General features: G+C 42.7%; 23 protein-coding genes. 12 read left to right on the forward strand and 11 right to left on the reverse strand.

All coding sequences use genetic code 11. The annotated features are described in order from the left end of the window. Positions 1-3 precede the first annotated feature (3 nt). Positions 4-2079 carry a basic secretory protein-like protein gene (locus PPIS_RS23745; RefSeq protein WP_021032565.1) on the forward strand — a complete coding sequence of 692 codons (2076 nt, stop codon included), beginning with the start codon at positions 4-6 and terminating at the stop codon, positions 2077-2079. Between the two features lie 55 nt (positions 2080-2134). On the opposite strand, the gene ykgO is transcribed toward PPIS_RS23745, so the two are convergent. Together ykgO and PPIS_RS23755 are read right to left on the reverse strand one after the other, a co-directional pair. Next, positions 2135-2275: a type B 50S ribosomal protein L36 gene (gene ykgO / locus PPIS_RS23750; protein ID WP_010373066.1), complete on the reverse strand. Its 141-nt coding sequence runs from the start codon at positions 2273-2275 to the stop codon at positions 2135-2137. A gap of 5 nt (positions 2276-2280) precedes the next feature. Beyond that, positions 2281-2538: a type B 50S ribosomal protein L31 gene (locus tag PPIS_RS23755; protein ID WP_010373063.1), complete on the reverse strand. Its 258-nt coding sequence runs from the start codon at positions 2536-2538 to the stop codon at positions 2281-2283. A gap of 457 nt (positions 2539-2995) precedes the next feature. On the opposite strand from PPIS_RS23755, the gene PPIS_RS23760 reads away from it, so the two are divergent. Then, complete coding sequence (locus PPIS_RS23760; protein WP_010373062.1) at positions 2996-3250, forward strand: hypothetical protein; 255 nt, start codon at positions 2996-2998, stop codon at positions 3248-3250. A 46-nt stretch (positions 3251-3296) separates the two neighbouring features. On the opposite strand, the gene PPIS_RS23765 is transcribed toward PPIS_RS23760, so the two are convergent. Further along, positions 3297-3950 (reverse strand): DUF6058 family natural product biosynthesis protein, encoded by a 654-nt coding sequence (locus tag PPIS_RS23765; protein ID WP_019647319.1) that lies wholly within the window; start codon positions 3948-3950, stop codon positions 3297-3299. Between the two features lie 174 nt (positions 3951-4124). Between PPIS_RS23765 and PPIS_RS23770 the strand changes: the two genes are divergently transcribed. The 6 genes from PPIS_RS23770 to PPIS_RS23795 all read left to right on the forward strand — a co-directional run bounded on the left by PPIS_RS23770 (position 4125) and on the right by PPIS_RS23795 (position 13408). Further along, the gene (locus PPIS_RS23770) at positions 4125-5039 is read left to right on the forward strand and encodes a dihydrodipicolinate synthase family protein (RefSeq protein ID WP_010373058.1); all 915 of its coding nucleotides are present in this window, start codon (positions 4125-4127) and stop codon (positions 5037-5039) included. A gap of 55 nt (positions 5040-5094) precedes the next feature. Further along, positions 5095-6378 carry a DEAD/DEAH box helicase gene (locus PPIS_RS23775; protein WP_010373056.1) on the forward strand — a complete coding sequence of 428 codons (1284 nt, stop codon included), beginning with the start codon at positions 5095-5097 and terminating at the stop codon, positions 6376-6378. Between the two features lie 245 nt (positions 6379-6623). Beyond that, positions 6624-7520: a helix-turn-helix domain-containing protein gene (locus PPIS_RS23780; protein ID WP_010373054.1), complete on the forward strand. Its 897-nt coding sequence runs from the start codon at positions 6624-6626 to the stop codon at positions 7518-7520. 130 nt (positions 7521-7650) lie between these two features. Next, a complete protein-coding gene (locus PPIS_RS23785; protein ID WP_248694137.1) occupies positions 7651-9438 on the forward strand; it encodes a TPR end-of-group domain-containing protein in 1788 nt (595 codons plus the stop codon). A gap of 242 nt (positions 9439-9680) precedes the next feature. Further along, positions 9681-10877, forward strand: coding sequence for an alpha/beta hydrolase-fold protein (locus PPIS_RS23790; protein WP_010373050.1), 1197 nt, complete (start codon positions 9681-9683; stop codon positions 10875-10877). A gap of 356 nt (positions 10878-11233) precedes the next feature. Further along, the gene (locus PPIS_RS23795; protein ID WP_010373049.1) at positions 11234-13408 is read left to right on the forward strand and encodes a jacalin-like lectin; all 2175 of its coding nucleotides are present in this window, start codon (positions 11234-11236) and stop codon (positions 13406-13408) included. 106 nt (positions 13409-13514) lie between these two features. Here PPIS_RS23795 and PPIS_RS23800 read toward each other — a convergent pair whose 3' ends face one another. Beyond that, entirely contained in the window at positions 13515-13847 is a 333-nt protein-coding gene (locus tag PPIS_RS23800) for a hypothetical protein (protein ID WP_010373047.1), read from the reverse strand. Between the two features lie 46 nt (positions 13848-13893). On the opposite strand from PPIS_RS23800, the gene PPIS_RS23805 reads away from it, so the two are divergent. After that, a complete protein-coding gene (locus PPIS_RS23805; protein WP_010373046.1) occupies positions 13894-14553 on the forward strand; it encodes a hypothetical protein in 660 nt (219 codons plus the stop codon). 203 nt (positions 14554-14756) lie between these two features. On the opposite strand, the gene zapE is transcribed toward PPIS_RS23805, so the two are convergent. Beyond that, on the reverse strand, positions 14757-15845 hold the full coding sequence (gene zapE, locus PPIS_RS23810) for a cell division protein ZapE (protein WP_010373044.1): 1089 nt from the start codon (positions 15843-15845) through the stop codon (positions 14757-14759). Between the two features lie 53 nt (positions 15846-15898). Here zapE and PPIS_RS23815 point away from each other — a divergent pair, with 53 nt between their 5' ends. Genes PPIS_RS23815 through PPIS_RS23825 form a run of 3 tightly spaced genes read left to right on the forward strand, consistent with a single transcriptional unit; the run spans position 15899 to position 17646 of the window. Next, entirely contained in the window at positions 15899-16498 is a 600-nt protein-coding gene (locus tag PPIS_RS23815) for a Crp/Fnr family transcriptional regulator (RefSeq protein WP_010373042.1), read from the forward strand. Between the two features lie 60 nt (positions 16499-16558). Further along, positions 16559-17194 (forward strand): nitroreductase family protein, encoded by a 636-nt coding sequence (locus PPIS_RS23820; protein ID WP_010373040.1) that lies wholly within the window; start codon positions 16559-16561, stop codon positions 17192-17194. A 2-nt stretch (positions 17195-17196) separates the two neighbouring features. After that, positions 17197-17646 (forward strand): DMT family transporter, encoded by a 450-nt coding sequence (locus tag PPIS_RS23825; RefSeq protein WP_010373038.1) that lies wholly within the window; start codon positions 17197-17199, stop codon positions 17644-17646. On the opposite strand, the gene PPIS_RS23830 is transcribed toward PPIS_RS23825, so the two are convergent. From PPIS_RS23830 to PPIS_RS23855, 6 genes are all read right to left on the reverse strand, one after another. Next, the gene (locus PPIS_RS23830) at positions 17643-18260 is read right to left on the reverse strand and encodes a glutathione S-transferase family protein (protein ID WP_010373036.1); all 618 of its coding nucleotides are present in this window, start codon (positions 18258-18260) and stop codon (positions 17643-17645) included. The genes PPIS_RS23825 and PPIS_RS23830 overlap by 4 nt on opposite strands. Before the next feature lie 222 nt (positions 18261-18482). Continuing rightward, a complete protein-coding gene (locus PPIS_RS23835; RefSeq protein ID WP_026345549.1) occupies positions 18483-20087 on the reverse strand; it encodes an AbgT family transporter in 1605 nt (534 codons plus the stop codon). Between the two features lie 124 nt (positions 20088-20211). Continuing rightward, a complete protein-coding gene (locus tag PPIS_RS23840) occupies positions 20212-21690 on the reverse strand; it encodes an FAD-binding domain-containing protein (protein ID WP_010373032.1) in 1479 nt (492 codons plus the stop codon). Next, the gene (locus PPIS_RS23845) at positions 21683-22012 is read right to left on the reverse strand and encodes a hypothetical protein (RefSeq protein WP_010373030.1); all 330 of its coding nucleotides are present in this window, start codon (positions 22010-22012) and stop codon (positions 21683-21685) included. Before PPIS_RS23845 ends, PPIS_RS23840 begins: the two co-directional genes overlap by 8 nt. After that, positions 22005-22268, reverse strand: a complete 264-nt coding sequence (locus tag PPIS_RS23850) for a DUF3081 family protein (protein WP_010373027.1) — start codon at positions 22266-22268, stop codon at positions 22005-22007. The genes PPIS_RS23845 and PPIS_RS23850 overlap by 8 nt, the downstream gene beginning before the upstream one ends. Positions 22269-22312: 44 nt before the next feature. Beyond that, complete coding sequence (locus PPIS_RS23855) at positions 22313-22852, reverse strand: isochorismatase family protein (protein WP_223193527.1); 540 nt, start codon at positions 22850-22852, stop codon at positions 22313-22315. Between the last annotated feature and the right edge of the window lie 33 nt (positions 22853-22885).

The following is a 22885-nucleotide window of genomic DNA, read 5'->3' on the forward strand; positions in this document are numbered from 1 at the left end:
GAAATGAGAAAATTAATGCTATCAACGGTGGCAATGGCCGTCGCTGCGACACTAATAGGCTGTAATGATGGGTCTGAATTTGTTGAACGTGATAAGCCAGAGCAAACTCAATCATCCGGGCAGCCAGACTCTGGCGCACTGCGTAATATCACCTCAGATACTGGGGTTGAGATTGAGGCTATTTTAGCGGATGGTGTACAAGCCTCGCCCGCAGGTGAAAGTGTCGACAAACTTATCGACGCTAACACGAGTACAAAATTCCTGGCTTTTGCGTCAAACGTCACTGTAGTGTTTAAAGCCGCTACAGAGATTGAACTTAGAGAATATAGCTTTACGTCAGCAAACGATGAAGCGAACCGAGATCCAAAACAGTGGGTAGTATACGGCTCAAATGATAAATCAGATTGGATTGAGCTGGACTCAAGAGCGGGAGAAATATTCTCTGCTCGAGGACTGACTCGCAATTTTGAATTGGCCGAAAGCGGCGAAAAGTATCGCTACTTCAAATTTGATTTAGTACATGGTGGTACAGATAGCTATGGTGCTGATATTACGCAACTAGCGGAACTCGAAATCAAAACGGTATCGGATATTCCTATCGTCGCATTTAATGCAACAAACACGACTCCAGAAGTCTCTGAGTATATTGTTTTTAGAGATGAGTCGTTAGTTAACCCGACTCACTGGCAGTGGACGTTTGAAGGTGGTATTCCTGCGACAAGTACAGAGCAAAGCCCATTGGTTAAGTTTGAAGCTTTAGGGCCAAAAACCATTACACTGGTTGCGAGTAACGACAAAGGGGAAGCGACATTAGTTCAGCAAGACTTTATCCGTGTGTGGGATCCAGTCTCGCCATGGGCAGGGTTTCCAGAGCCTGTGATTGAAGTGAAAAAGGAACTACCAGAGCACCCTGGACAGCTGGCGCTTGAACGTGCGGTACCAGATCTAAATGCCCTTATTCATGAGATTTCTTTGAAGATTGCCAAGCGCTTATTTAATAATGTAACCGAAATCAACGTTTTTGAGCACGTTACTTTTATTACCGGAGACTTTGATGCGCCGGCTTCAAAGGCCGGTGAAGGCAAATTTATGGAGCTTAGGTTTGATGTTAAGCACATCGCCAACCTAGAGGGTCTTGGAGATGAGGCTATCCGTAACGAAGTCATTGGCGTGCTGTGGCATGAGCTGACCCATGGTTACAACAACGTTCCGGCTGAAGGAGAATATCGTCCGGGCACGGATTATCACACCTATCTTGAAGCGCTAGCTAACTTTATTCGAATAGATGCTGGTTACTTAGAGCATAGACGCGGTGGAGTTCGCTGGATGGAACACTACAATGTTGATGCTTACGATCAAACAGCATTCTTCTTTGAGTGGGTAGAAAAAAGTCACCGTAACACGGATTTTATTCGTAAGTTTAATGCGGCAGCAAAAACGCTTGATGCGTGGAGTTTAGACACCGCTTTTAAATCTATATTTGGTGAACAACGTGGGATTGATACGGTATTTGAAGAGTATCAAGTCTACCTTGCAAGCGTCGGTAAGTTACCACCAGTACCACTTGGCTATCAGAACTTTGCACCCACTAGCACTCAGGTAACAACAAACGGTACTGCACTTGTGCCTTTTAATGAGGGAGCAGATAAGCTTAATGATAGAAATATTATCTCTAAATTTAATGTGGTGTTGGAAGCCCCCGCTTGGCTTGCACAATATGCGCCTGACTTGTTACCGATAAAACAGGTTGATAAGGCCCAGGTTAACTATGTGTTTGACAGCGCTAAAACAGCAAAATACTACTCATTAGCGACAGCGGGAGACAACCCTCATCGCTTTCCTAATGCGTGGCAGCTACAGGGCTCAAATGACGGTACGAATTGGATTACGCTGGATACTCAACAGTTCAACGAACTACCTAATACGATGGAATACTATAGCTTTGCTATCGAGAGTCCAAATGCGTATACCCAGTATCGTTTGGAACTTGAGCATACCCGTGAAAGCGGTGGAATTGGCGGCGCTAGCGGAAGGCTAATTCAACTAGGCGAATTCTCATTGTGGGAAGCAAAAGACTAGCCTTTTAGTTTAAAGGTGGGCAATGCCCACCTTTAAAACGTACTTATTTTGACCTTTAACGTTTCTTCTTCTTTTTACCTTGAACCGCTTTAAATCGCGGATTAGATTTACAAATTACGTAAACCCGACCGCGTCTTTTTACGACTTGGCACCCCGGTCTATTTTTAGCGCTTTTGAGTGAGCTCAGTACTTTCATCTGGTTTATCCTTTTTTAGTCGCAAGGTTTTTAAAGCGACGGTTAAATTGTGCAACTCGACCATCACTTGCCACCAACTTCTGTTTACCAGTGTAGAAAGGGTGAGACGCACTAGAGACGTCAATTGGGAAGTAAGGGTAAGTCTTACCATCTAGTTCAACGGTTCTGTCTGATTTAATGGTTGAACCAACAATAAAGTACTTATCAACCGATGTATCATGGAAGGCAACAAGTTGATAATCAGGGTGGATATTGGGTTTCACGACAACGACTCCTAAAAAATGTGTTGTTATATTGTATCAATATAAATCAAATAAAAACTATTCTCAACAACTAATTTGTCGTTGCCGCTATTTAGTGCGATACGCCTAATTTGTCGACGCATGCGGAACTAAACTGAATGCATCTTGAGCAGTTGATTAAAAGGGGCTTACTTTCCTTAAAATTGCCTGATATAACTAGTTCTAGATAGTTTCTCAAGTAGTCATATTGGTGTTGATACCTAACCGGAATAGTAGCGAATAGACTTTTTTGGAATATAGCTATCGATGTAAGCCTTTTGGTTTGATAGATATGAGATAAAAGAGTGAGATCCAATTGAGGCTGGCTTAACGGTTAATAACCTTCACTAAATGAGAGAGGCCTAGCAAATAATTAAAACCTAGTACGTTCGCGAAGGTACTTTGTTCGCCAACGCAATACAGATATAGAGCATTTATTATGGATAAACATGCTGAGTTAGATAACTCAATTTTAGCTAAGCTTCACAGCAGCGATGACAGCGCGTTACAGCAAGAATTAGACACACTCTCTTGCACACATAGTGACATAGTGACACTACTGGCACAGTATCAAACGCTCAGTGAGCAAGATGATGAACTGTTCGATGCTTGGTACGACAGCTTATGTAAAGATCAGTTAAAGGTCTTAAAAGCATTTGAGATAATTCGTGCGCACATAGAACAGCAAATATAAATACGCATAGATTGTCTGGCGAAACGGTTGTGCGCCAGACGGCAGATTATTTGATTGATAAGTCGTACTTACTAATCAATTGGTCAATGTATCGAGTGCGTAGCGACTCTGTTTGCTCAGCTTGAGTATTGGCTGCCAATGCTTTGTTTAGTAGCTTCATGGCGCTGTGTACTTGACTACGCTGCTCTGGGGCAATGCTGCTGGCGGTTCTTGCTTCTGTAATGTCGTCGATAATCGCGCGCCCTAGGTCGATATAAAGCGCTTCCTCTACGAGACCATTTTGGCTGATCACCCCATACTTGCCACATAAAAACTGTTGCCAAACTTGCTGTACATGCTCTGTAAGATCATCACTAAAGCTTGGATCTTCGGTGTAAAAGCCTTTTTCAATACATTTCGCAAGTGCTTCACAGTAACGCTGTTGAAATAACGCAAATGCACTACTTGATTGATCTACTTTATGTTTAAGTAAAAGTTGCCCCCAATTGAGTAGGCCTCGGGCATAAAAATCAGTATATTCTTCACATTCGTACAGGCCAAAGTACGAACTACACTTAATTTGATTTTGAATACTATAACTCGGATTTGGGAATAGGCTCATTTGTTGCCATTCTAAGAGCTGTTCTTCAGGTATCTTTAAGCTGCTGCTCAGCTCCAAAGTGGTATAAAAGTGCGTATTTAGAAAATGTGTCAGTCCCATAAAATTAAACTGGATAAATATACAGTGCTTTGGATTTTGCTGGATCTTTACGCAAATAACAAGCACTAAAGTTAAATTTCGTTAGATTTAACCGATTTACTCAGGTTTATGGGTCGGATCTCAGTCAGATTTATGGTAAAAATGGCTGTCAACTGGAAGAGTAATAGAAAGACCATGCATCAGATCCAATCAATAAAAAAAGCAAGCTTAATTACCGCTATTAAAACCCCTTACACAATGGCGGGTGAAATTGACTTAGATACTTACGACAAGCTAGTCGAAGCGCAAATAGCAGGCGGTGTCGATGGTATTGTTGTCGGTGGCACCACAGGTGAAGGCCAACTGATGAATTGGGAAGAGCACTTAATGCTCATTGCCCATTCTGCGAATAAATTTGGTGATAAATTGCTCATTGTTGGTAACACTGGCAGCAATAACACCAGAGAAGCAAAAAAAGCGACTGAATATGGGTTTGCATCAGGTATGCACTGTGCATTACAAATAAACCCGTATTATGGTAAAACCTCAATTACCGGTGTGAAGGCACACTTGAAAGAAGTCTTGGAAATCGGTCCTGGCTTTATTTACAATGTGCCCGGCAGAACGGGACAAGATATTACGCCTGATATTATAGAGCCGCTGGCCAGCCACAAGCATTTTGTTGGTATGAAAGAATGTGCGGGTGATGAGCGTATCGCGCACTATGAAGCGAAAGGCATTGCGTGTTGGTCAGGTAACGATGATCAAGCCCACGATAGCCGTCATAACAGCCAATCTCATGGCGTTATTTCTGTTGCTTCAAACATCATTCCGGGTTTATTTAGACAATTAATGGATACACCGAGCCCAGAACTAAACCAGTCACTACAACCGTTAATGAACTGGCTCTTCTGCGAACCAAATCCAATCGCTATCAATTCGGCTTTGATTATGACCGGTGCGGTCAAACCGGTATTTAGATTACCTTATGTGCCACTGTCGCAAGCTCAACAAAAAGAGGGAATTGAACTCCTCTCTCGGTTAAAAGAAAGTGACTTTGTCGGCTCGACACCAAAATTAATTGACGAAACCTTGCTTAAGTTTTGTTAAAAGTCGGTTTGTCATTTATAATCTGCGACCGTTTTTGACTCGGTCGTAGGTTATTATGGCAACGTTTTCTTCATTTAGTTTCGCACAGCCTCTTTTAGATGCGCTGCAAGACATCAATTTTCATACATTAACGCCAATTCAACAGGCGGCTATCCCAGCTGTCCGTCAAGGTAGTGATGTGCTCGCAACAGCGCAAACTGGAACTGGGAAAACCGCAGCTTTTGCATTACCTATCATCCAAAAATTGCTTGAGGCTGAAGCACAGTCGACGCCAAGAGCGTTGATTTTGGCGCCAACGCGTGAGCTTGCCGAGCAGATCGCCAACAACTGTGCGACATTTGCAAAGTACACAGACTTAAAAGTGCAGGCACTGTTTGGTGGGGTTAACGCCAATGGCCAAGCTGAGCGCTTAAAGCAGGGCGTGGATATTTTAGTAGCGACCCCTGGACGCTTGTTAGACCATATCCGCTTAGGTAATGTCACGTTGAGTAACGTTAAACACTTAGTGTTAGACGAAGCCGACCGCATGTTAGACATGGGCTTTATCACCGATATGCAAAAAATTATTGAGCTGGTGGATAAGCAAAAGCAGCTATTGTTGTTTTCTGCAACTTTCCCGTCTGCAATGAAGCAGTTCGCGAAACAAGTGTTGGATCACCCTAAGTTAATCCAAGCGACGCCAGAAAATAGTACAGCCGACACGGTTCGCCACGTTGTTTATCCAGTTAAAGAAGAACGTAAGCGCGAGTTACTATCTGAGCTGATCGGGACCAAAAATTGGCAACAAGTGCTGGTGTTCGTCAATATGAAAGAAACCGCAGACAAGCTAGTTGAAGAGCTAAAGCTTGATGGCATAGATGCAAATGTATGTCATGGCGACAAAACTCAAGGCGCTCGTCGTCGCGCTCTAAGAGAGTTCACCGAAGGCAAAGTACGCGTTATGGTTGCAACCGAGGTCGCAGCTCGCGGATTGGATATCGTTGGCCTGCCACGCGTGGTTAACTACGATGTGCCTTACCTTGCCGAAGATTATGTTCACCGCATCGGAAGAACAGGTCGCGCAGGTCAGTTTGGTTATGCGATCACCTTTGTAAGCCGTGAAGAAGAATCTGATCTTATTCATATTGAACAGTTAATTGAGCAGCAAATTTCACGCTATTATCTGCCGGGCTACGAAGTAGCAAACCGTGAAAGATTGGTTGATACTATCCAGAAGAAACCCGCGCATCAACGTCGTAAGGCGCGGGTGAATAAGCCTTCGAATCAAGCAAGTGCAGAAGCAAGATTAAAAAACCGCTCTCGTATTGCAAATGTACGTAAGCAGCAAAAGAAGAAGTAAAATTGTTTATTTGCTTTATTCACAACGCCAGCTAGTACGCTGGCGTTGTTGTTTTTAGCCAATGTGGCGTACAATAGCGAAAAATAATTATAAAAATACGGCTTGTGCTTCAGTCATTTCACATTGTTCCAGTTAACATAATCCAACTCGTCTCTGTTGGAGCTTATCTCCTCGCAATATTAATTTTTGCCAATCAACCACGCGCACGAATGCTCGTCATCTATTTGTTATTTCAATGTGTGCTGATGGCAACCAATTTTGCTGAAGAAGCGTTAGGGGTTAGAAGCTATTTACTTATCACGCCTGTATTCACCCTAGCTACTGGGCCTTTAGTCTATTTTCTGTTTAAAAATCTACTGCATGCTAATCGGGATAAGCAAGAGCGAAGGTTAATACATTTCCTACCTGTTTTGCTGGCGCTTCCATTTACGGAGTACACCCAACTTTTGATTGCGCTTGGTACTGTCAGTCAGTTGATTTATTTTGCCTTTACGGTACAGCTTGTTGGCCTTTATCAGCGAGCATCAGCGGAGATCAGAGCGGACGTTAACACGCGCGATTTGCAGTGGATCAGAACAACGGTTGTCTTGTTTGTGCTCTTTGCTTTGGTGGATTTAGTCAGGCTCAATATGCAAACATACAACGACATCACCACGAAAGCACTCTGGTATTTTATTGACTTAGTTTGGTTACTTGCAATTAATCTTTATCTGGTTGTCAAAGTACACAATCAACCACACCTCGAAGATTCGATAACGCAAGCCCAAGAAATAACGTTCAATGAGGTGGACAAACAGTCAGAAGATCCAACCGAGATATTCAATGCAATTCATAACACGATTATGCAGCACTATTTATATCGCCAGCCACGCCTGACTATTCACGATGTTGCTGAGGTTATTGGACTTGGGGTAAAGGATATCTCTTGGGCCATCAATACTTGTGGTGGTTACAACTTTAATGAGTATATCAATAGCCTGCGGGTCGATGAGGTAAAACAGCAACTACAGTGCGAAAAGCAAGCAACGCCCAACCTGTTAGCGCTCGCAATGAATGCTGGGTTTAACTCAAAATCCTCGTTTAACAGTGTTTTTAAAAAGCAAACGGGTTACACTCCAAGTCAATTTTCAAAATTAATATAAGTATATTAAACAATCGCTTAGACTTTATTCTGAATGTTTTTTAAAGTCGTAGAAGTACAAAATCCTGATATTGCACGCCATATAAAGTCGTTATAGGTAATCTGGGGTTAAATCGATAACAAGGATAAAGATGATGTATTCAAGTTTTCTCACTCATGTGGCCACTTGCCTGACTTTTAGTAGTTTGTTTATCGCGCAGCCTGCAAAGGCTGAACCTATTCGGGCGCTGACATCAACGAGCGAACAAGCGCATGTTGCACAGCAACTAACTGTTAAATCCCCAGTGGATTACCTAAATACACGGATCAACGCACTAGCGTTGGTACGGAGCAAAAATTGGCAACAGGCGTTACCACAACTGCAAAAGCTTACTCAGTCGTATCAAGATGACGGAGATACTTGGTATCTATTGGGATTAACGCAAATACAATTAACGCATTATGAGCAAGCTATCATTGCGCTGAAAAAGGCATTGTCACTGGGTGTAAACCTAACTAATATTCCTACCGGTTCGCGCTCCTCGAATGACATTATGATAAAAATTGCAGGCGCGTATGCCGCACAGGGTAAAGTGGATGAAGCTAATGAGTGGCTGAATAAGTCTTTGTCAACGCGGTACGACGAACGCAGTAGCTTAGCAAATAAAAGTGTTTTCGACCCCATCAAAGATAATATGCAATTTCAGCGTCTTACAGGTAACTATAAAGACACTTCGCTCAACCGAGAGCAGCAGTGGAATGCGGATTTAGATTTCTTGCTCTCAGAAATTAAGCGGTTGCATGTTAACGAGCAGGCAAGTAACAACCCGGATTTAATTATGTTAGCAAATAATTTGCGCTCAGATATAGCCAAGTTAACTGATCAGCAAATTGTCTTCGGTATGATGAAAATGATAGGCACGCTTGGTAACGGGCATAACTTTATCGTGCCGACTTTCGGAGAAAAAGGGAATTTCACTCGTTTGCCAGTGCAGTTTTATGCCTTTATCGATGGCCTTTACATTGTTGATGCTGAAGCTGAGTTTAGTGATTTAATCGGTCATAAAGTTACAGCTTTTGGACAAACACCAACCGCAGAAGCAATGGCGAAAGTTGCTGAGATTAACCCGCGAGATAATGAAATGCAGCAGCTGTGGCTTGCGCCTTATTATCTCGCCATGCCCGAAGTACTCGCTGGACTAGAGTTGAGCGATGCGTCAAATGAAGTGTTTATCACGGTAGAAAATGCGCAGAGCATGCAAAAGACCATTCGCCTTAGTGGTCGAACATTTGAATTTCGCGGTTTTCCGACTTTGCCGAATAATCATCAAAAAAGCCCACAGTATCTACAAAGTGTTACCAAACCTTACTGGTACGAAGTGGATAAAAGCAACGGGGTTTTGTACGCACAGTTTAATGCCGTTGCACAGATGAAAACGCAGTCGCTAGCGCAATTTAGTACGGAGTTGATAGAGACAATAAAACATGGTGAAGTAAATCACTTGGTGCTGGATTTACGACACAATAGTGGCGGCAATGGCTCCATCTTACCACCATTACTAAAGGCACTTATTTATTTTGAAGCGGCAAAGCCAGAAGGCAAGTTATTTGTAGTGATGGGACGTAATACCTTTTCAGCAGCGCAAAACCTCTTAACCAATATTGATAGTTTTACCAATGCCATATTGGTTGGAGAGCCAAGTGGTTCTCGGCCAAACCATATTGGTGAAGCTGGAAGGTTCCGTTTACCGTTCAGTGGGGTGTTTGGACTCGTTTCGTCGCAGTTTCATCAAACTTCTCGCGCAGAAGACCACCGTATTTGGATTGCACCTCACATGCCGGTATTGCCGGACTCTAAAAGCTACTTCAATGGTGTCGATCCCGCTATGAAAGCCATTTATAGTGTCTTAGATAAAAACGTCGATGGTTTGGTTAAGTAACCATCGCGTTAGTTGAGCGCATTTTTTAGGTAAAATCATAAAAAGGAAGTGGCATAAATGATAACTGCAGCAGCGTTATTGTTGTTTTCTTTGTGATTGCCGCTTTGCTGTATTTCTCTGTTTAAGTGTATGCGCTGACTATCTAAAAAGTAAGCTAGCAAAAAGAGGGACATAAGATGCTATCAATTCCTGAATCAGTATGCTAGCTTTGTTAGTGAAATCAACTAAATGGAATAATAATAATGAGAATTGGTAAGGCAGTTCAGTGCTTGTTTGCAGTGACTTTAGCGGCGCTCTTTTCGGGGTCAGCAATGGCAGAGTCCGAAGAAAAGACAAAGCAAGGATATGAGCAACAAACAAAAACCTTGATGTCAAAAGTACTTGATGAAAAGAGGACTTTTACAATTCAACTACCCAAAAATTATCACACCAACCCAAATAAAAAATATCCTGTGATTTATCGCCTTGATGGTAAAGGCAACCTTCCGTTGATGACCGCTGTACTTGAGCGCTTGCAAGGAGCAAACGTTTCTGCGGCACCTGAAGTTATTATTGTTGCGATTGAAAATACAGACAGGTTAAGAGATCTTTATCCAACTAAGAATAAAGAGCCTGCAGGACCTATGGATATTGGCGGCGGGGCACCTAAGTTTTTAGAGTTTATCGAGACTGAACTTATTCCTTATGTGAACGAGACCTATCGCACTCATGATTTTAAAGTTATTGCAGGTGCTTCTGCAGCGGGTACTTTTGCGCTTTATGCTTTGCAGGCAAAGCCCGAGCTATTTCAAGCGCATATTGCTTATAGTCCAGCGGTATGGTGGAACTTTGGCGCGACAGCAAAGAGTACTAAAGCGTTTATTTCCAAAACGAAGCAGTTAGATAACTTTCTATATATCACGATTGGTGAGGAAGGCGGCGTGATGCGCGAAAGATACGACGATATGGCGCGCTTTCTAGCAGCAAATCAACCACATGATTTGCGCTTTTTCAGTGAGGCCTACGACAATGTTCCGCATGGACTTGTGTCTGCAGCTGGTATTTTTAGCGCGTATCAAAAGCTGTTTTTGCCAACCCGAATGCCTGCGCGTGCTTATACTGGTGAATTGAGCTCTATTACTAAGTATTATCAACAACTGTCTGCTCAATATGGCGAGGCTTTTGAACCACAGGAAGCCGTGATCAGAGAGCTTGGCTATTACCACGTAAGCATGGGTAACGTGAAAGAAGCAATTAAGTTGTTTAAGTTTGGCGTTTCACGCTATCCAAATAATGCAGATGCCTACAACGGCTTAGCATATGGCTATGAAACCGACAAACAATACCAAGCATCTTTAGAGCAAGTAAACAAAGCGCTGGCATTATCAACGAAGGGTGATGGTGGCTACGATGTCTTTGTTGCTCGTAAAGAGCGGCTAACTAAATTACTTGGTGAGTGATAATCAAAAAGCGTAAATAGGCCACTTAGGTAATCGATGTGGCCTATTTGTTGGTTATCGTACTCTATATAATCGGCAAACTTATTACACTACATTACACCTGTCCTTTTTTAGGGATGACGTTCAACTCTCTACAACTACATTTAGTTATTTAAAAATCATTGCGTTAGGCATGCTTTTTCTCGCCCGCAGATAAAACTATAGCTCGGTAAAAGGTCAATTTAGCTAGGTTCCTCTCCACATTCGCTGCACTTTTGCAACCTAGCCTTATTATCGGTTGCTTGTACTGGCACTCAATGAGTGTATTAACAGGTTAAGGACCCAACCCATACCGTAAGAAGGAGAGGAGTTTTACAATGAAACATTTTAGTAAATTAGCGCTCGTGTTATCAGGTAGTTTAGCTTTGATAACGACGCCATTTTTGGCAAATAGCGCGATCGATAAAAGCGATGAGAAAGTTAAAAGACTGGACTTGCAGGGACAGATTGATAATTTTGCCCCGTTCTCAAAAACGCTTTGGGCTGGAGCACACAATGCTTACGCTTCTCACGCGTGGAATAAGGGCACGTATACTGATGTGAATCAATATTACTCACCTGAAAGTTTACTTTGGCGAGGGATGAGAGTAATTGAATACGACATCTACCCCGAAGCAACATTTGATTCAACCCCGATGTTGTGTCACAACAGTACAGAAGAAGGTGCGGTGTGTTCGGTTTTTCATGCCAAGCTTTCCGAGGGGTTAGACGATATTAAGAACTTTTTGGAAGCGAACCCCGATGAGGTGATTATGCTCAAAATTGAGTCCTATAAAAGCAATCACCATAGTAATTGGCACAATAAAATTGGTGAACGGTTACAAAAAGATGTTGGTGATATCCTATTTATCCCATCAGACTGGGGATATACAGATAAAACTTGCGCGTCATTACCTGTTTCTCATTTATCCAAACGGGATATTTTAGCGGCAGGCAAGCAGCTTGTCGCAGTGGTACAAACTCCCAGAGAGAGTGGTAATTTGTGCTCTTACCATAAAAAGGGAAACTACTCTAAATTTTGGAATACCGTGTTCATCGGGGTCGACGCATTTGATAGTAGTGGAAATTTGCAAAGCAATCAGCCTTTGTGTCAAAACAATGGAAATAAATGTGTCAATTCAAGTATCACGTCACAGTATGAAGCAAATAATATGACCGTTGTTCTGGATGCTGCGACTCAGTTGAACCCAGATGGTCCTGATCCAGACAAAAGAGGCGGGAATGTTATTAATGGATGGGCAAAAGGCGGTGCTCAAATTCTAGAGCTTGCCCTAGTCGAAGCAAATAATACCAGTGCAGCGAGTGGTTATGGCGCGAATGAAGTACAAATAGAAGATTATATTTGGTCATGGAATCCAAATAGACCAAATGGTACTGGAAGTTGCGCTAGCATTGGCGCAAACAACATGGTGTCTGATAATGCCTGCAACAACTCACGTTTCCATGCTTGTGTCGATGACAACCGTAACTGGAAGCTATCTACATCAAAGGGCTCTTGGCAGAGCGGTTTTTCATATTGTAAAAGTCTCGGTGGGAGTTACAAATTTGGAATGCCGTATAATGCCTATGAAAATGCTAAGTTAGCAGCTGTAAAAGCAAATACAACAGAAGAGGCTTGGGTAAATTATTACAATCCGTTTGAAGATTTCTGGTTGGCAAATTCTGTAGAATACATAGACTTTGGATTTGTGAAAAAAAATGCGTTAGGTAGCACTAACCAAGGTAGTGTGTTCGATGGGATTGCTATGCTAAAACGCAAAGCGTTGGTTACTGGTGCATATAATTTAAGTTATGTACAAATAAACTTTGCTGACACGGTTAGAGGGATCAAAGCGTGTTATAAAACAGAGCAAACCGTAAGCCATGCGAGCGCAAGTCCACAAACTCAATGTATTACGCACGGCAGTACGAATGGTGTATGGAGCGGTCCGTTACGTGTGATACCAGCCAGAGGCGAATATTTAGCAGAAGTAGAGATTTGCCGCTCTAATATAAAGTACGGCTATGACTCAATATTTTATGTCAGTATGAAATCAAGCTCAGGACAGATTATAGCGGGAGGGTCTAAGAATGGGACATGCTCAACGTATTCAAGCACAGCAAGTCAGCAGATCTTTGGATTTCATGGCTCATCTGGTTCAGACATTAACGCTTTAGGTATCTATAAGATAGGTCTCTCTTTACTTGATAAAGGGCTCTACGCAACACCTTGGTTGGATAGAGATGATCCAAGTAATGGTGACAATGAACTGTTCGCAAATCATCAAAGTGAAGGAAGCATTAGTAGCGCTTGCTCTGCCGATGATATTGCCGGTGTTATTGCCAGAGTCGTTGGAAATAAGCTAGATTCAAGACTCACAGGACAAACGTTGGTTTACGATGGTCCCGGCTTCAGGTGCTTAAACTCAAGTAATGGTGGCAGTAGTAATTATACAACCTGTGAAGATTATGAAGTAAAGTACTTTTTTACCAATGAAAAGTGCGTACATTAGCAGGTAGTTGTTGAGAACTAGTTTGACGTGGATTTAACTTCAAATGTCCAGTTTAGAATATCGGGCGTTTGAAGTTATTTAACAGTTAATTAAATACCAGATAGTATTAAAAATAGTGGCGAATACGCTTTATTTTTTCGCCGTTAAACTCAAACAGTGTTATAAGCTTTTGCTTATTTTCTTTTTCATCCGTATTACCTTGCTGATCAACGCAAGGATGTAGATACTCAACGGTCACTGCATTAAGGCCTTCAATGACATTTGTGACTTCGATATCGCATTTTCCGTATTGGCCCAGATAGCTGAGTAGGCCTTTTTTATATTCTTCTTTTGACAACACGGCATTAAAGTGAGGGTGCATCTTTGGAAGGTGCAAATTAATGGTGGATGTCTGGTTTAAATTTTCCCCTGGCTTAATTTGGTTTAAATTTTGTCGCATAAATACTAAAGTGTTAGCACATTCAGGACAAACACGGTGAATTTAGGTGAAAGTAGAATTACTTATTGATATTTCGACAATTTTGAGTGGGCTGTCTACTGTTGCGATTGCTGTTTTAACTGTTTTTCTCTGGAGAGAAAATAGGCTACTGAGAAAAGCCGGTTCTGAACCAAAGTTAGTTGTATATTTTGAACCTCACCCTGACGGAACTGGTGGATTAAATATTTCTGTAGCTAATGTGGGAACTGGTCCTGCTCGTGATGTTTATATTCAATTTAAAGGGGAGGAGTCTGACTTCACTAATTACAATCTGATTCTTGATTGTACAGAAAAAAGGGGACCACTGACCCTGATACCTCAAGGTGAAAAAATCTCGGTTTTGTTTGCAATAGGTTACCAGCTTTTCAAGCCGAAAAATGGTAATGAACGTCAACCATTACCGCCATTCTCAGTAGCACTAGAATGGAAAAACCTGGATGGAAAAGTTGTTTTTCGAGACGAATATAAACTTGATGTTAAACCTTATGGCAGTTTGCCAGGATTTGTAAACAAGCCATACCTTCTGAAAATAGTCGACTCAATTGATGGTGTCAGTAAAAGTGTTTCTAAGCTCAATAAAGATGTAACCGGGTTAGCAAATATCATTGAAGCAAACAGGCTGGAGGAGCCATGGGTACAGAAACATAAGGGTAACAACAATGACTGAAAATGTGCTAACAAACAATTTAAGGGTGATTTTCGGCATGTGTGGTATTTTTACTATGCGTAGGTTTAAGTGCTTAAGGTGGCATGCAGCGGCTTAGGTATTGCATTGCTCACACCTTCACAGTGCATTACCTCCATTCGCTCATAGCACATATGCGACTGTCAGATTATATGCAGTAGGGTAGCGCTTGGTATAACATGTACCTAAAGGTCTTCAGATTTAAGAGTCCAACTTTGCATTTCTGTCACTCGACTAATGCAGCGAGCGAATGCAAATGCTAGCTGCTCTCCTTGGTAAATTTGCTCAATCGGGGCATCTGCCAAAAAAACAACCAGTACTTTGGCTTCGTAACATTCATCGATAAGCGCTATAAGGCGTCTGGCCTCATCGTCGCCAATCCTAGGTTGCATTGAGTTATTTGGGCGGATATAGCCTTCCTCAGTTCCTTGCGCTACATCTTTATTCTCTGGAGTAACACCGAGTAGCGGTAACTCAGAGATAAAAATACAGCTAAATTGCTGTGTAAGCTCGATATAGTCATTGGTAGCGCGTGGGCTTGAGCAGATCTCCATAAAATCAAAACATACGACGCTTTCATTTGCGCCAAGCACGTTAATTAGACGATGATTAATCTCCAGGATGCTCGGTTTGAATATGCCACCGGCATTAGTAAAGGCGTCCCAAAATGCTTGTTTATCGTTGACGAAGTAGTGGTTTGCCGTTGTGCCTTTGCTAAATCGATGATCAGTCTCACCACACACTGATATGACATCGCAGTGATTTATAAGTAGCGCTATCGTTGGCTCAAAGCGGTCTCGGTGTAATCCATCTTTGTATAACTCGGTTGGGTGACAATTAGAGGTTGCAACTAAGGTCACGCCAGCTTCAAAAAGGGCTTCAAACAATCTCGCCATAATGATGGCATCGCCGATATCAGTGACAAAAAACTCGTCAAAGCACAGCAGGGAAGTTTGCTCAGCCCAGTTTTGGGCGATCCGCTTTAAAGGATCTCTCACACCTTGTATTTGATTGAGTTCCTTATGCACTTGTTGCATAAAGTGATGAAAGTGTAGGCGAGTTTTATTTGTGACGTCAGTGAATTCATAAAACCAATCCATCAGCATTGTCTTGCCTCGCCCGACAGGGCCATAAAAATAGATGCCTTTAGTCGAATGACCACTAGCGAGTGAATGAGAAAGGGTATCTAACGCTGAAATTGCAGCTTGCTGCGCTGCATCAGGAGTAAGATTTCCACATTCAATTTGTGCTTGGTAATGGCTAGAGATTGACATAGACACTGCAAATAGGAATAGTTAATCCGAATAATATCATAAAGCTAGAACTCATGGATGCACTAACAAGATTAAAACAAGCAGTAGACGCCTATTATCGACTTTCTCAAGAAACCTGGTCCGCTATTGCTGCGATCACCAGCATCAAATTACTTGCGAAAGATGAGTGGCTTTACAAAGAAGGGGAGTATCTGACTACTTTTGCATTTTTACATCAAGGGTTAGTTAGATTAGTAAACACCAATGCTGCTGGGCAGGAATACAATAAACGTTTTTTTGTGGCGGGGGAATTTCCTGGTGTAATGCGTGCGCTACATCGTCAAGAGCCTGCCAATCAAGGGATTCAAGCGCTTGAAGCTTCACAGGTAGTCCTAATCAAATTCAAGCAGTTTAGAGCACTGCTGATGGATAATCCGGAATTAATGCGATTTCAAATACTATACCTTGAGAAGAACTGGTTGTTAGAAAAGGATAAGCGAGAACTTTATATGGTGCAGTTAGATGCCACGGAGCGTTATCTCTCATTTTTAAAAGAGCAGCCAGAACTTGCTGAGCGTGTACCACAATACCATTTAGCGTCACACCTTGGGATCACTCCTACGCAGTTAAGTCGAATAAGAAAATCGTTAAAAAATTCAGGTTCGTTTACATAGGTAAATGAGCCAAGCTCTTCAACTTGTTAAAGTTGCCTCACACATAATGGAGAGCAACTTATGAATACATCACAACTAGAATCATTATTAAATTGGCGCTACGCCGTCCGCAAATTTTCTGAGCAAACCATTGCTCAGGACAAAGTCGATAAGTTAATCGAACTGACGGGGTTGAGTGCTTCAGCATTTGGCTTACAGCCTTATAAGATTATTCAAATATCCAAGCAATCGATAAAAAAAGCATTACTACCGCATTCGTATGGACAACAAAAGGTGCTTGATAATAGTCATCTATTAGTTTTTGCTGCAGATATGTCACCTTTAGATAGTCAAGTAGAGCGCTACATTCAAGACTTTAAGGCGAATCGAAACCTTGATGAGCTTGTCTATGCGCAGATGGAATTGGGTATGAAAGATGCGCTACACACTATGGACTGTGCGTCTCAATATAGCTGGTGTTCTGAGCAGGCTCACTTGGCCCTCGGTACATTGCTGCTGGTAGCCGCCAGTATGGAAATAGATGTTTGCCCAATGACCGGTATCGATAAGGTTGCCTACGATGATGTGTTGGGTCTTTCATCCTTAAATTTACGCACGGTATTAATTGCGCCAATTGGCATTCGTGACAGTACGGATGTGAACGCGAATACCAGCAAAGTAAGGAAATCGAGAGACTTGCTGCATATTGAGGTGTGACGATGATTTTTGCCATATTAGCTGTTTTTGCAGGCGGTGCAATCGCGGTGCAAGCAAGCATGAATGCACAGCTTGGCGGTTTATTAAAAAGTCCGATATTGGCAGCTGGAGTGGCGTTTACTGTCAGCGCATTTTATGCCTTTATTGCCTTTCGGGTATCTGATAACGTGCTGCCAGCAACCTCAGAGTTAAAAGCGGTGCCTTGGTACTTGTGGTGTTTAGGTGGGGTGCTAAGTGCAACTGGGGTGGGACTCTGTTATTTTTTAATTCCTAAAATGGGTATAGGTAACCTAATGGCTTATTATTTGTGTGGCCAAATGGTGGTAGCGATGGCGATCGGTCAGCTTGGCCTCTTTGGTGTACCTTATACGCCTATTAACCTGCAAAAAGTCGTGGGCGTGATAGCTGTGCTGACCGGTATTGTACTTATTAACGTTAATCGTTCAAACTAAAACTCAGCCATTTCTAAGGCTTTGCTAATAGCTGGTGTTGCCGCAATTTGGCGATAATAGCGGCGTACATTCTTAAGCGAAGGCGTTTTTTCTAAAAATGTCTTCGCACGCTCACAAAGCATAAATAAATAGCTGTCGCATAGCGTAAATTGATTTGCAAACAGGTAATGATTGTCTGCAAGTAACGTATCAATAATACCAAACCCTTCTTCTAGTCGGCCTTGCTGCGAGCGAATAAGGTCGTCATACATCAAAGCACTTTGGGTGTGTCGTTCGGGGTAGGTGTACATCAATAAGTCGCTGTGAATAGAAGCGCTCATAAAATGCATCCATTGCAGGCACTGTGATTTTGGTTTTAGCTCAGTTGGGATAAGCTGCTTGTCGATGTGCTTTTCAGCTAGGTACTGAGAAATTGCAGCGCTTTCGAATAAGGTAAAGTCGTCGTCAACGAGGGCTGGTACTTGTCCGGCAGGGCTTAGTGTTAAGTATTGTGCACTACGGTTGGCGTTTTTTTTGATATCCACCAGTTCAAGTTGATAAGGCTCACCAATGAGTTCTAATAAAATATGAGGCGCAAGGCTCGCACTTTGTGGATAGTAAAAGAGTGTGTACATAATTCACCTAATGTTAGGTCACGTGTATCACTCAGGAACAGGGCATAAAATAACAGTGATCACGTGAAGTTAGTTTAATACCAATGTAATAATTGCAATGTTATTGGTATCCAAAATCGGCTCCTTCTTCGCTGTCTCCTATTCAACCTTAGGTGAGGGTTGAGGTTTTCACAAATAAAAATGCCAGCAAATGCTGGCATTTAGATAATTTTAAAGTATTAGCTACGGATTGTAGTAGATAGGAGAGTTAGGTCCAACAGGTAGACCAAAGCCAAATACCCACACGTAGAATAGTGCAACCCAGCCGATAAAGAAGAACATGCTGTACGGCAACATCGTGGCCACTAGAGTACCTATACCCATGTCTTTTTTGTATTTAGTCGCAACCGCTAATATCAAACCAAAGTAACTCATCATCGGAGTGATAAGGTTAGTAACTGAATCTCCAATTCGGTACGCTGCTTGTATGGTTTCTGGCGCATAGCCGATAAGCATCAGCATTGGAACAAATATCGGTGCCGTGACAGCCCATTGAGCTGATGATGAACCAAGGCTTAGGTTCACGAGTGCACACATGAATATAAACAGTACGAATACTTCAGGACCAGTTAGGTTTAGCGCCTGTAATAGTGCTGCGCCATTTATCGCAAGGATAGTACCTAGGTTTGTCCACTTAAAGAATGCAACAAACTGAGCGGCAAAGAATACCAACACGATATACATGCCCATCGAACTCATGCTTTTACTCATTGCATCAATAATATCGCGGTCATTTTTCATGGTGCCGACCACACGACCGTACACAAAACCCGGAATAGCAAAGGTTACAAAGATAAATACCACAATCCCTTTTAGAAATGGTGAACCCGCCACTTCGCCTGTTATTGGGTGACGTAAGATGCCATCTTCAGGCACTATGGTTAATGCAAGTAGAATGCTTACTACGAGTAGTGATACACCCGCCCATTTGAGGCCTGATTTTTCTTTTACTGAAAGCTTCTCGATATTGTTTTCACTTAAATCAACGCTGGCTTCTTTAGGGTCGTATTTCCCTAAACGTGGCTCTACGATTTTCTCGGTGACTAAGGTTCCCACAATGGCAATTAGGAATACTGAAATCATCATGAAGTACCAATTCGCTTCAGGTCCTACTTGGTAAGTTGGGTCAATCATCTGCGCAGCAGGCGTCGTAATACCAGCTAATAGCGGATCTATGGTGCCAAGCAATAAGTTTGCGCTGTAGCCACCGGATACGCCAGCAAATGCAGCGGCTAAGCCAGCAAGTGGGTGTCTACCAAGGCTATGGAAAATCATTGCGGCAAGCGGAATAAGTACAACGTAGCCAAGTTCTGATGCGGTATTAGACAAGATAGCGGCAAATACAACCATGAACGTAACAAGGCGTTTTGAAGCGCCCATTACCATGCCGCGCATTGCAGCAGATAGCATGCCTGAGTGTTCTGCAACACTAACCCCCAGTAATGCAACAAGTACAGTGCCAAGCGGTGCAAAGCCAGTAAAGTTAGTCACAAGACCTGTCACAATGCGTTGCAGACCCTCAGCACTCATCAAGCTTACGACTTCAATAACACCGTCGGGGTCGCGACCCGCGGAGCCTTCTGGGCGAGGATCGATGGCAGATAACCCCATCCAATCGGCAATACCACTGAATACCACGATGGCGATACAAAACATTGCAAACAAAGTAATAGGGTGGGGAAGCATATTCCCTAAGAACTCAACAGTTGCCAAGAAGCGATTAAATAATCCCCCTTTTTGCCCCTGTTGGTCCTGACTATCAGCTTGCGTCTCTACAGCATTTGACATAGCTAAATTCTCAGTTCCAAAAAATGGCGCAACCTTAGCATTTTTTTTACATGAGGTCATGCTTAAGCGGCTATTTGTCCTCTTTTTAGGGTGAAAGGCGGAACATTGTGCAAAAACGGAACAGTTAGAATAGCTTAAGCTGATTTTTATCAGAACTTACTTGTTTTTTGCGCCCACGACTTGAGCGGCGCCTTGAAGCGTGAGTGTGAAGCACTCTGCCTGTTTCATCTTTATCTAGATGTTGCTTATAAAATGCGGAGATTTTTTCACGGGCAATTTTTGCTGCGTCATCGGGTAATATAGCAGGCCGCTGATATTGGTCTTCTTTTAAGCCGTTATAAAACCAAGGTGTATGTAAGTAATGCGTTGGGACGTGATTAAGCTCAGGGATGTAGCGGCGAATGAATTGACCTTCTGGATCATATTTTTGCCCCTGCGTTATGGGGTTATAGATGCGAAACGGATTTATCCCAGTAGTGCCTGACTGCATTTGTACCTGAGGATAGTGGATCCCAGGTTCATAATCTATAAATAGAGTGGCAAGTCTTGCTGCTGGTTGTTGCCAATCAAGCCATAGGTGATAGCTTGAAAACGCCATCAACATGGCGCGCATGCGAAAGTTTATCCAGCCTGTGGTGATCAGCATTCGCATACAGGCATCAATAAAGGGGACGCCCGTGTTGCCGTGAGCCCAAAGTTCAAAGCGTTGCGGATTAAATTCACTAGCCCGCATATCGATTAAGGATGCATGCACAGCACGCTCTGCATAAAGCGGTTCTGATTCGAGCTTTTGCACAAAATGGCTATGCCAGTAAAGCCGTGATAAAAAACCGCTCTTATTGCGTTTTGAGTCAACATTTAATGCAAGAGTTTGATGTAACACGTCTTTGAGACTAAGCACGCCATAAGCCAAATACGGACTGAGTCTGGAGCTACTGTTTACAGCTTTTACCGGGCTTGAGATACCAAATAAATAGTTGTCTATCCTATGATCAAAAAAGCTATTCAAGGTTTGCTGCGCGGCTTTGAGTCCACCTAATTGTGGCTTTGGCGCTGAGTTGCTGTCATTCCCAGGGTAGTCATTTAAAAGCGCAATACCACTGTGCTGTTGCAGCAGAGGATTAATTTTTGAAGGAGTCGGTAGACAGTCGCTTTGCAGCCAGTCTTCGGCTTGCTGTTGCCACTTATCACGATTCACTTTTCCCCTGAATACGGCTTGTTGGCGATATTCTTCATACGATACGTGTCTTTCTTTGCACCAGGCAATAACACGCAAATCGCGCTCAAATGTCCATGTATTCCCCGTTTCTTGATGGCAATAAAGGGTTGCGATCGCGATGTGCTGATGGATCTTTTCAAGTATTTCAATGATATCGCCCTGGCGAATCGTCAGCGTGCCACCTAAAAGCTGCAACTGCTCAGCAAGGCTTAGCAGCGACTCCTTTACAAATTGAAATTGTCTTTCGCTGGTATCGGGGAGTTGCCAATATTCGGGCTCAACAACATACAAGATCAGGGTTGGTCTGCCATTATTACACGCTTCGTAAAGTGGTCTATGGTCGAACACTCTTAAGTCACGTTTGAGCCAAACGAGATTAATCATCTAACACACCCTTAAATAATAAAGGGTAACGGCGTAGGCGTTTGCCTATGTAGTCGTCAGCGAGGATCTGCTGGCAAATTCGCTCTACGTCACCGTCCACTGCAAACACCCAATCAAAGCGTTCAATGGCGAGCAAAAAGCCACGTTTTAAAAAGCATTGCTGGCGAAATTCATCGCAGTTATCTTTGATTATCTTGAGTTTATTTGGATTTTCCCTAAGCGCTTCGACTACCATGTTTACGTATGCGCGGGTTTGTTTGCTTTCAGGGCGGGGACGTCTAATGCGACGCCCTCGGTTGGTATTTGGATATAAGCTACTCATTCGCCTCTTTAAAAATGTAATCTAGCTTCTTAATAAAATCGTCTTTGTGCTTATCTTGTTCATAATCCAAGTGATAAGTATTATGAAACCCAGAGCGCAGTAACACGCCACTGCCTTGCAGGTATATGGTGTAACCATCTGGATCTGAATAGGCCACTATGCCCTCATAGCGTTTACCTTCTTCGGTTACTTCACCGTGCTTTTGAATATGCTCGAACACCGTTAACAAGAACTTGCTATCTAATTCATTTTTCATTGTTCACCTCGATACTTGGAATACGCTTTCACTGTGCTAGCCGATCACTTAACTAACGCTGAAATTGCCTTAAATTGCTCATTCTTGGCCGATTTTAGCCACTGAAATAAAATAGACTCTAAAGCCAAAAAGCGTGCGCCATCGGCCTGCATCTGCATTAGCGCCCAATCTGTGTGTTTTGGATTACGTGAGCAAATACCATCGGCAACAATCACCACGTTGAAATTGTCCGCAAGCAGGTCATTGACGGTTTGTTGTACACAGATATGACTTTCGAGACCAACCACGACGATGGTGTCGCGTTTATATTCTTGAATAGCTTGCTTGCAAGATTCAACGTGGTAGGCACTAAACGCGGTTTTTTCGATAACCGGGAGATTAAATTCAAGTAAGCTCGGTGCTGTATGGCCAAGCCCTTTGGGATATTGCTCAAAAATCAGTGCAGGAACAGACAAATGTTCTGCAGCTTGTAGCAAGGTGGTTACTTGGCGCTCGATATCGCCAAATACTTCAATATGAGGACGAAATTTTTCTTGAATATCGATCACTAAGATCATGCTGTCCGAAGGTATCAAATTCATCATCTTCTCCTTAGAGATTACGTTGCAAGGCGAGCA

This window comes from Pseudoalteromonas piscicida, from assembly GCF_000238315.3.
GTDB classification, from domain to species: domain Bacteria; phylum Pseudomonadota; class Gammaproteobacteria; order Enterobacterales; family Alteromonadaceae; genus Pseudoalteromonas; species Pseudoalteromonas piscicida.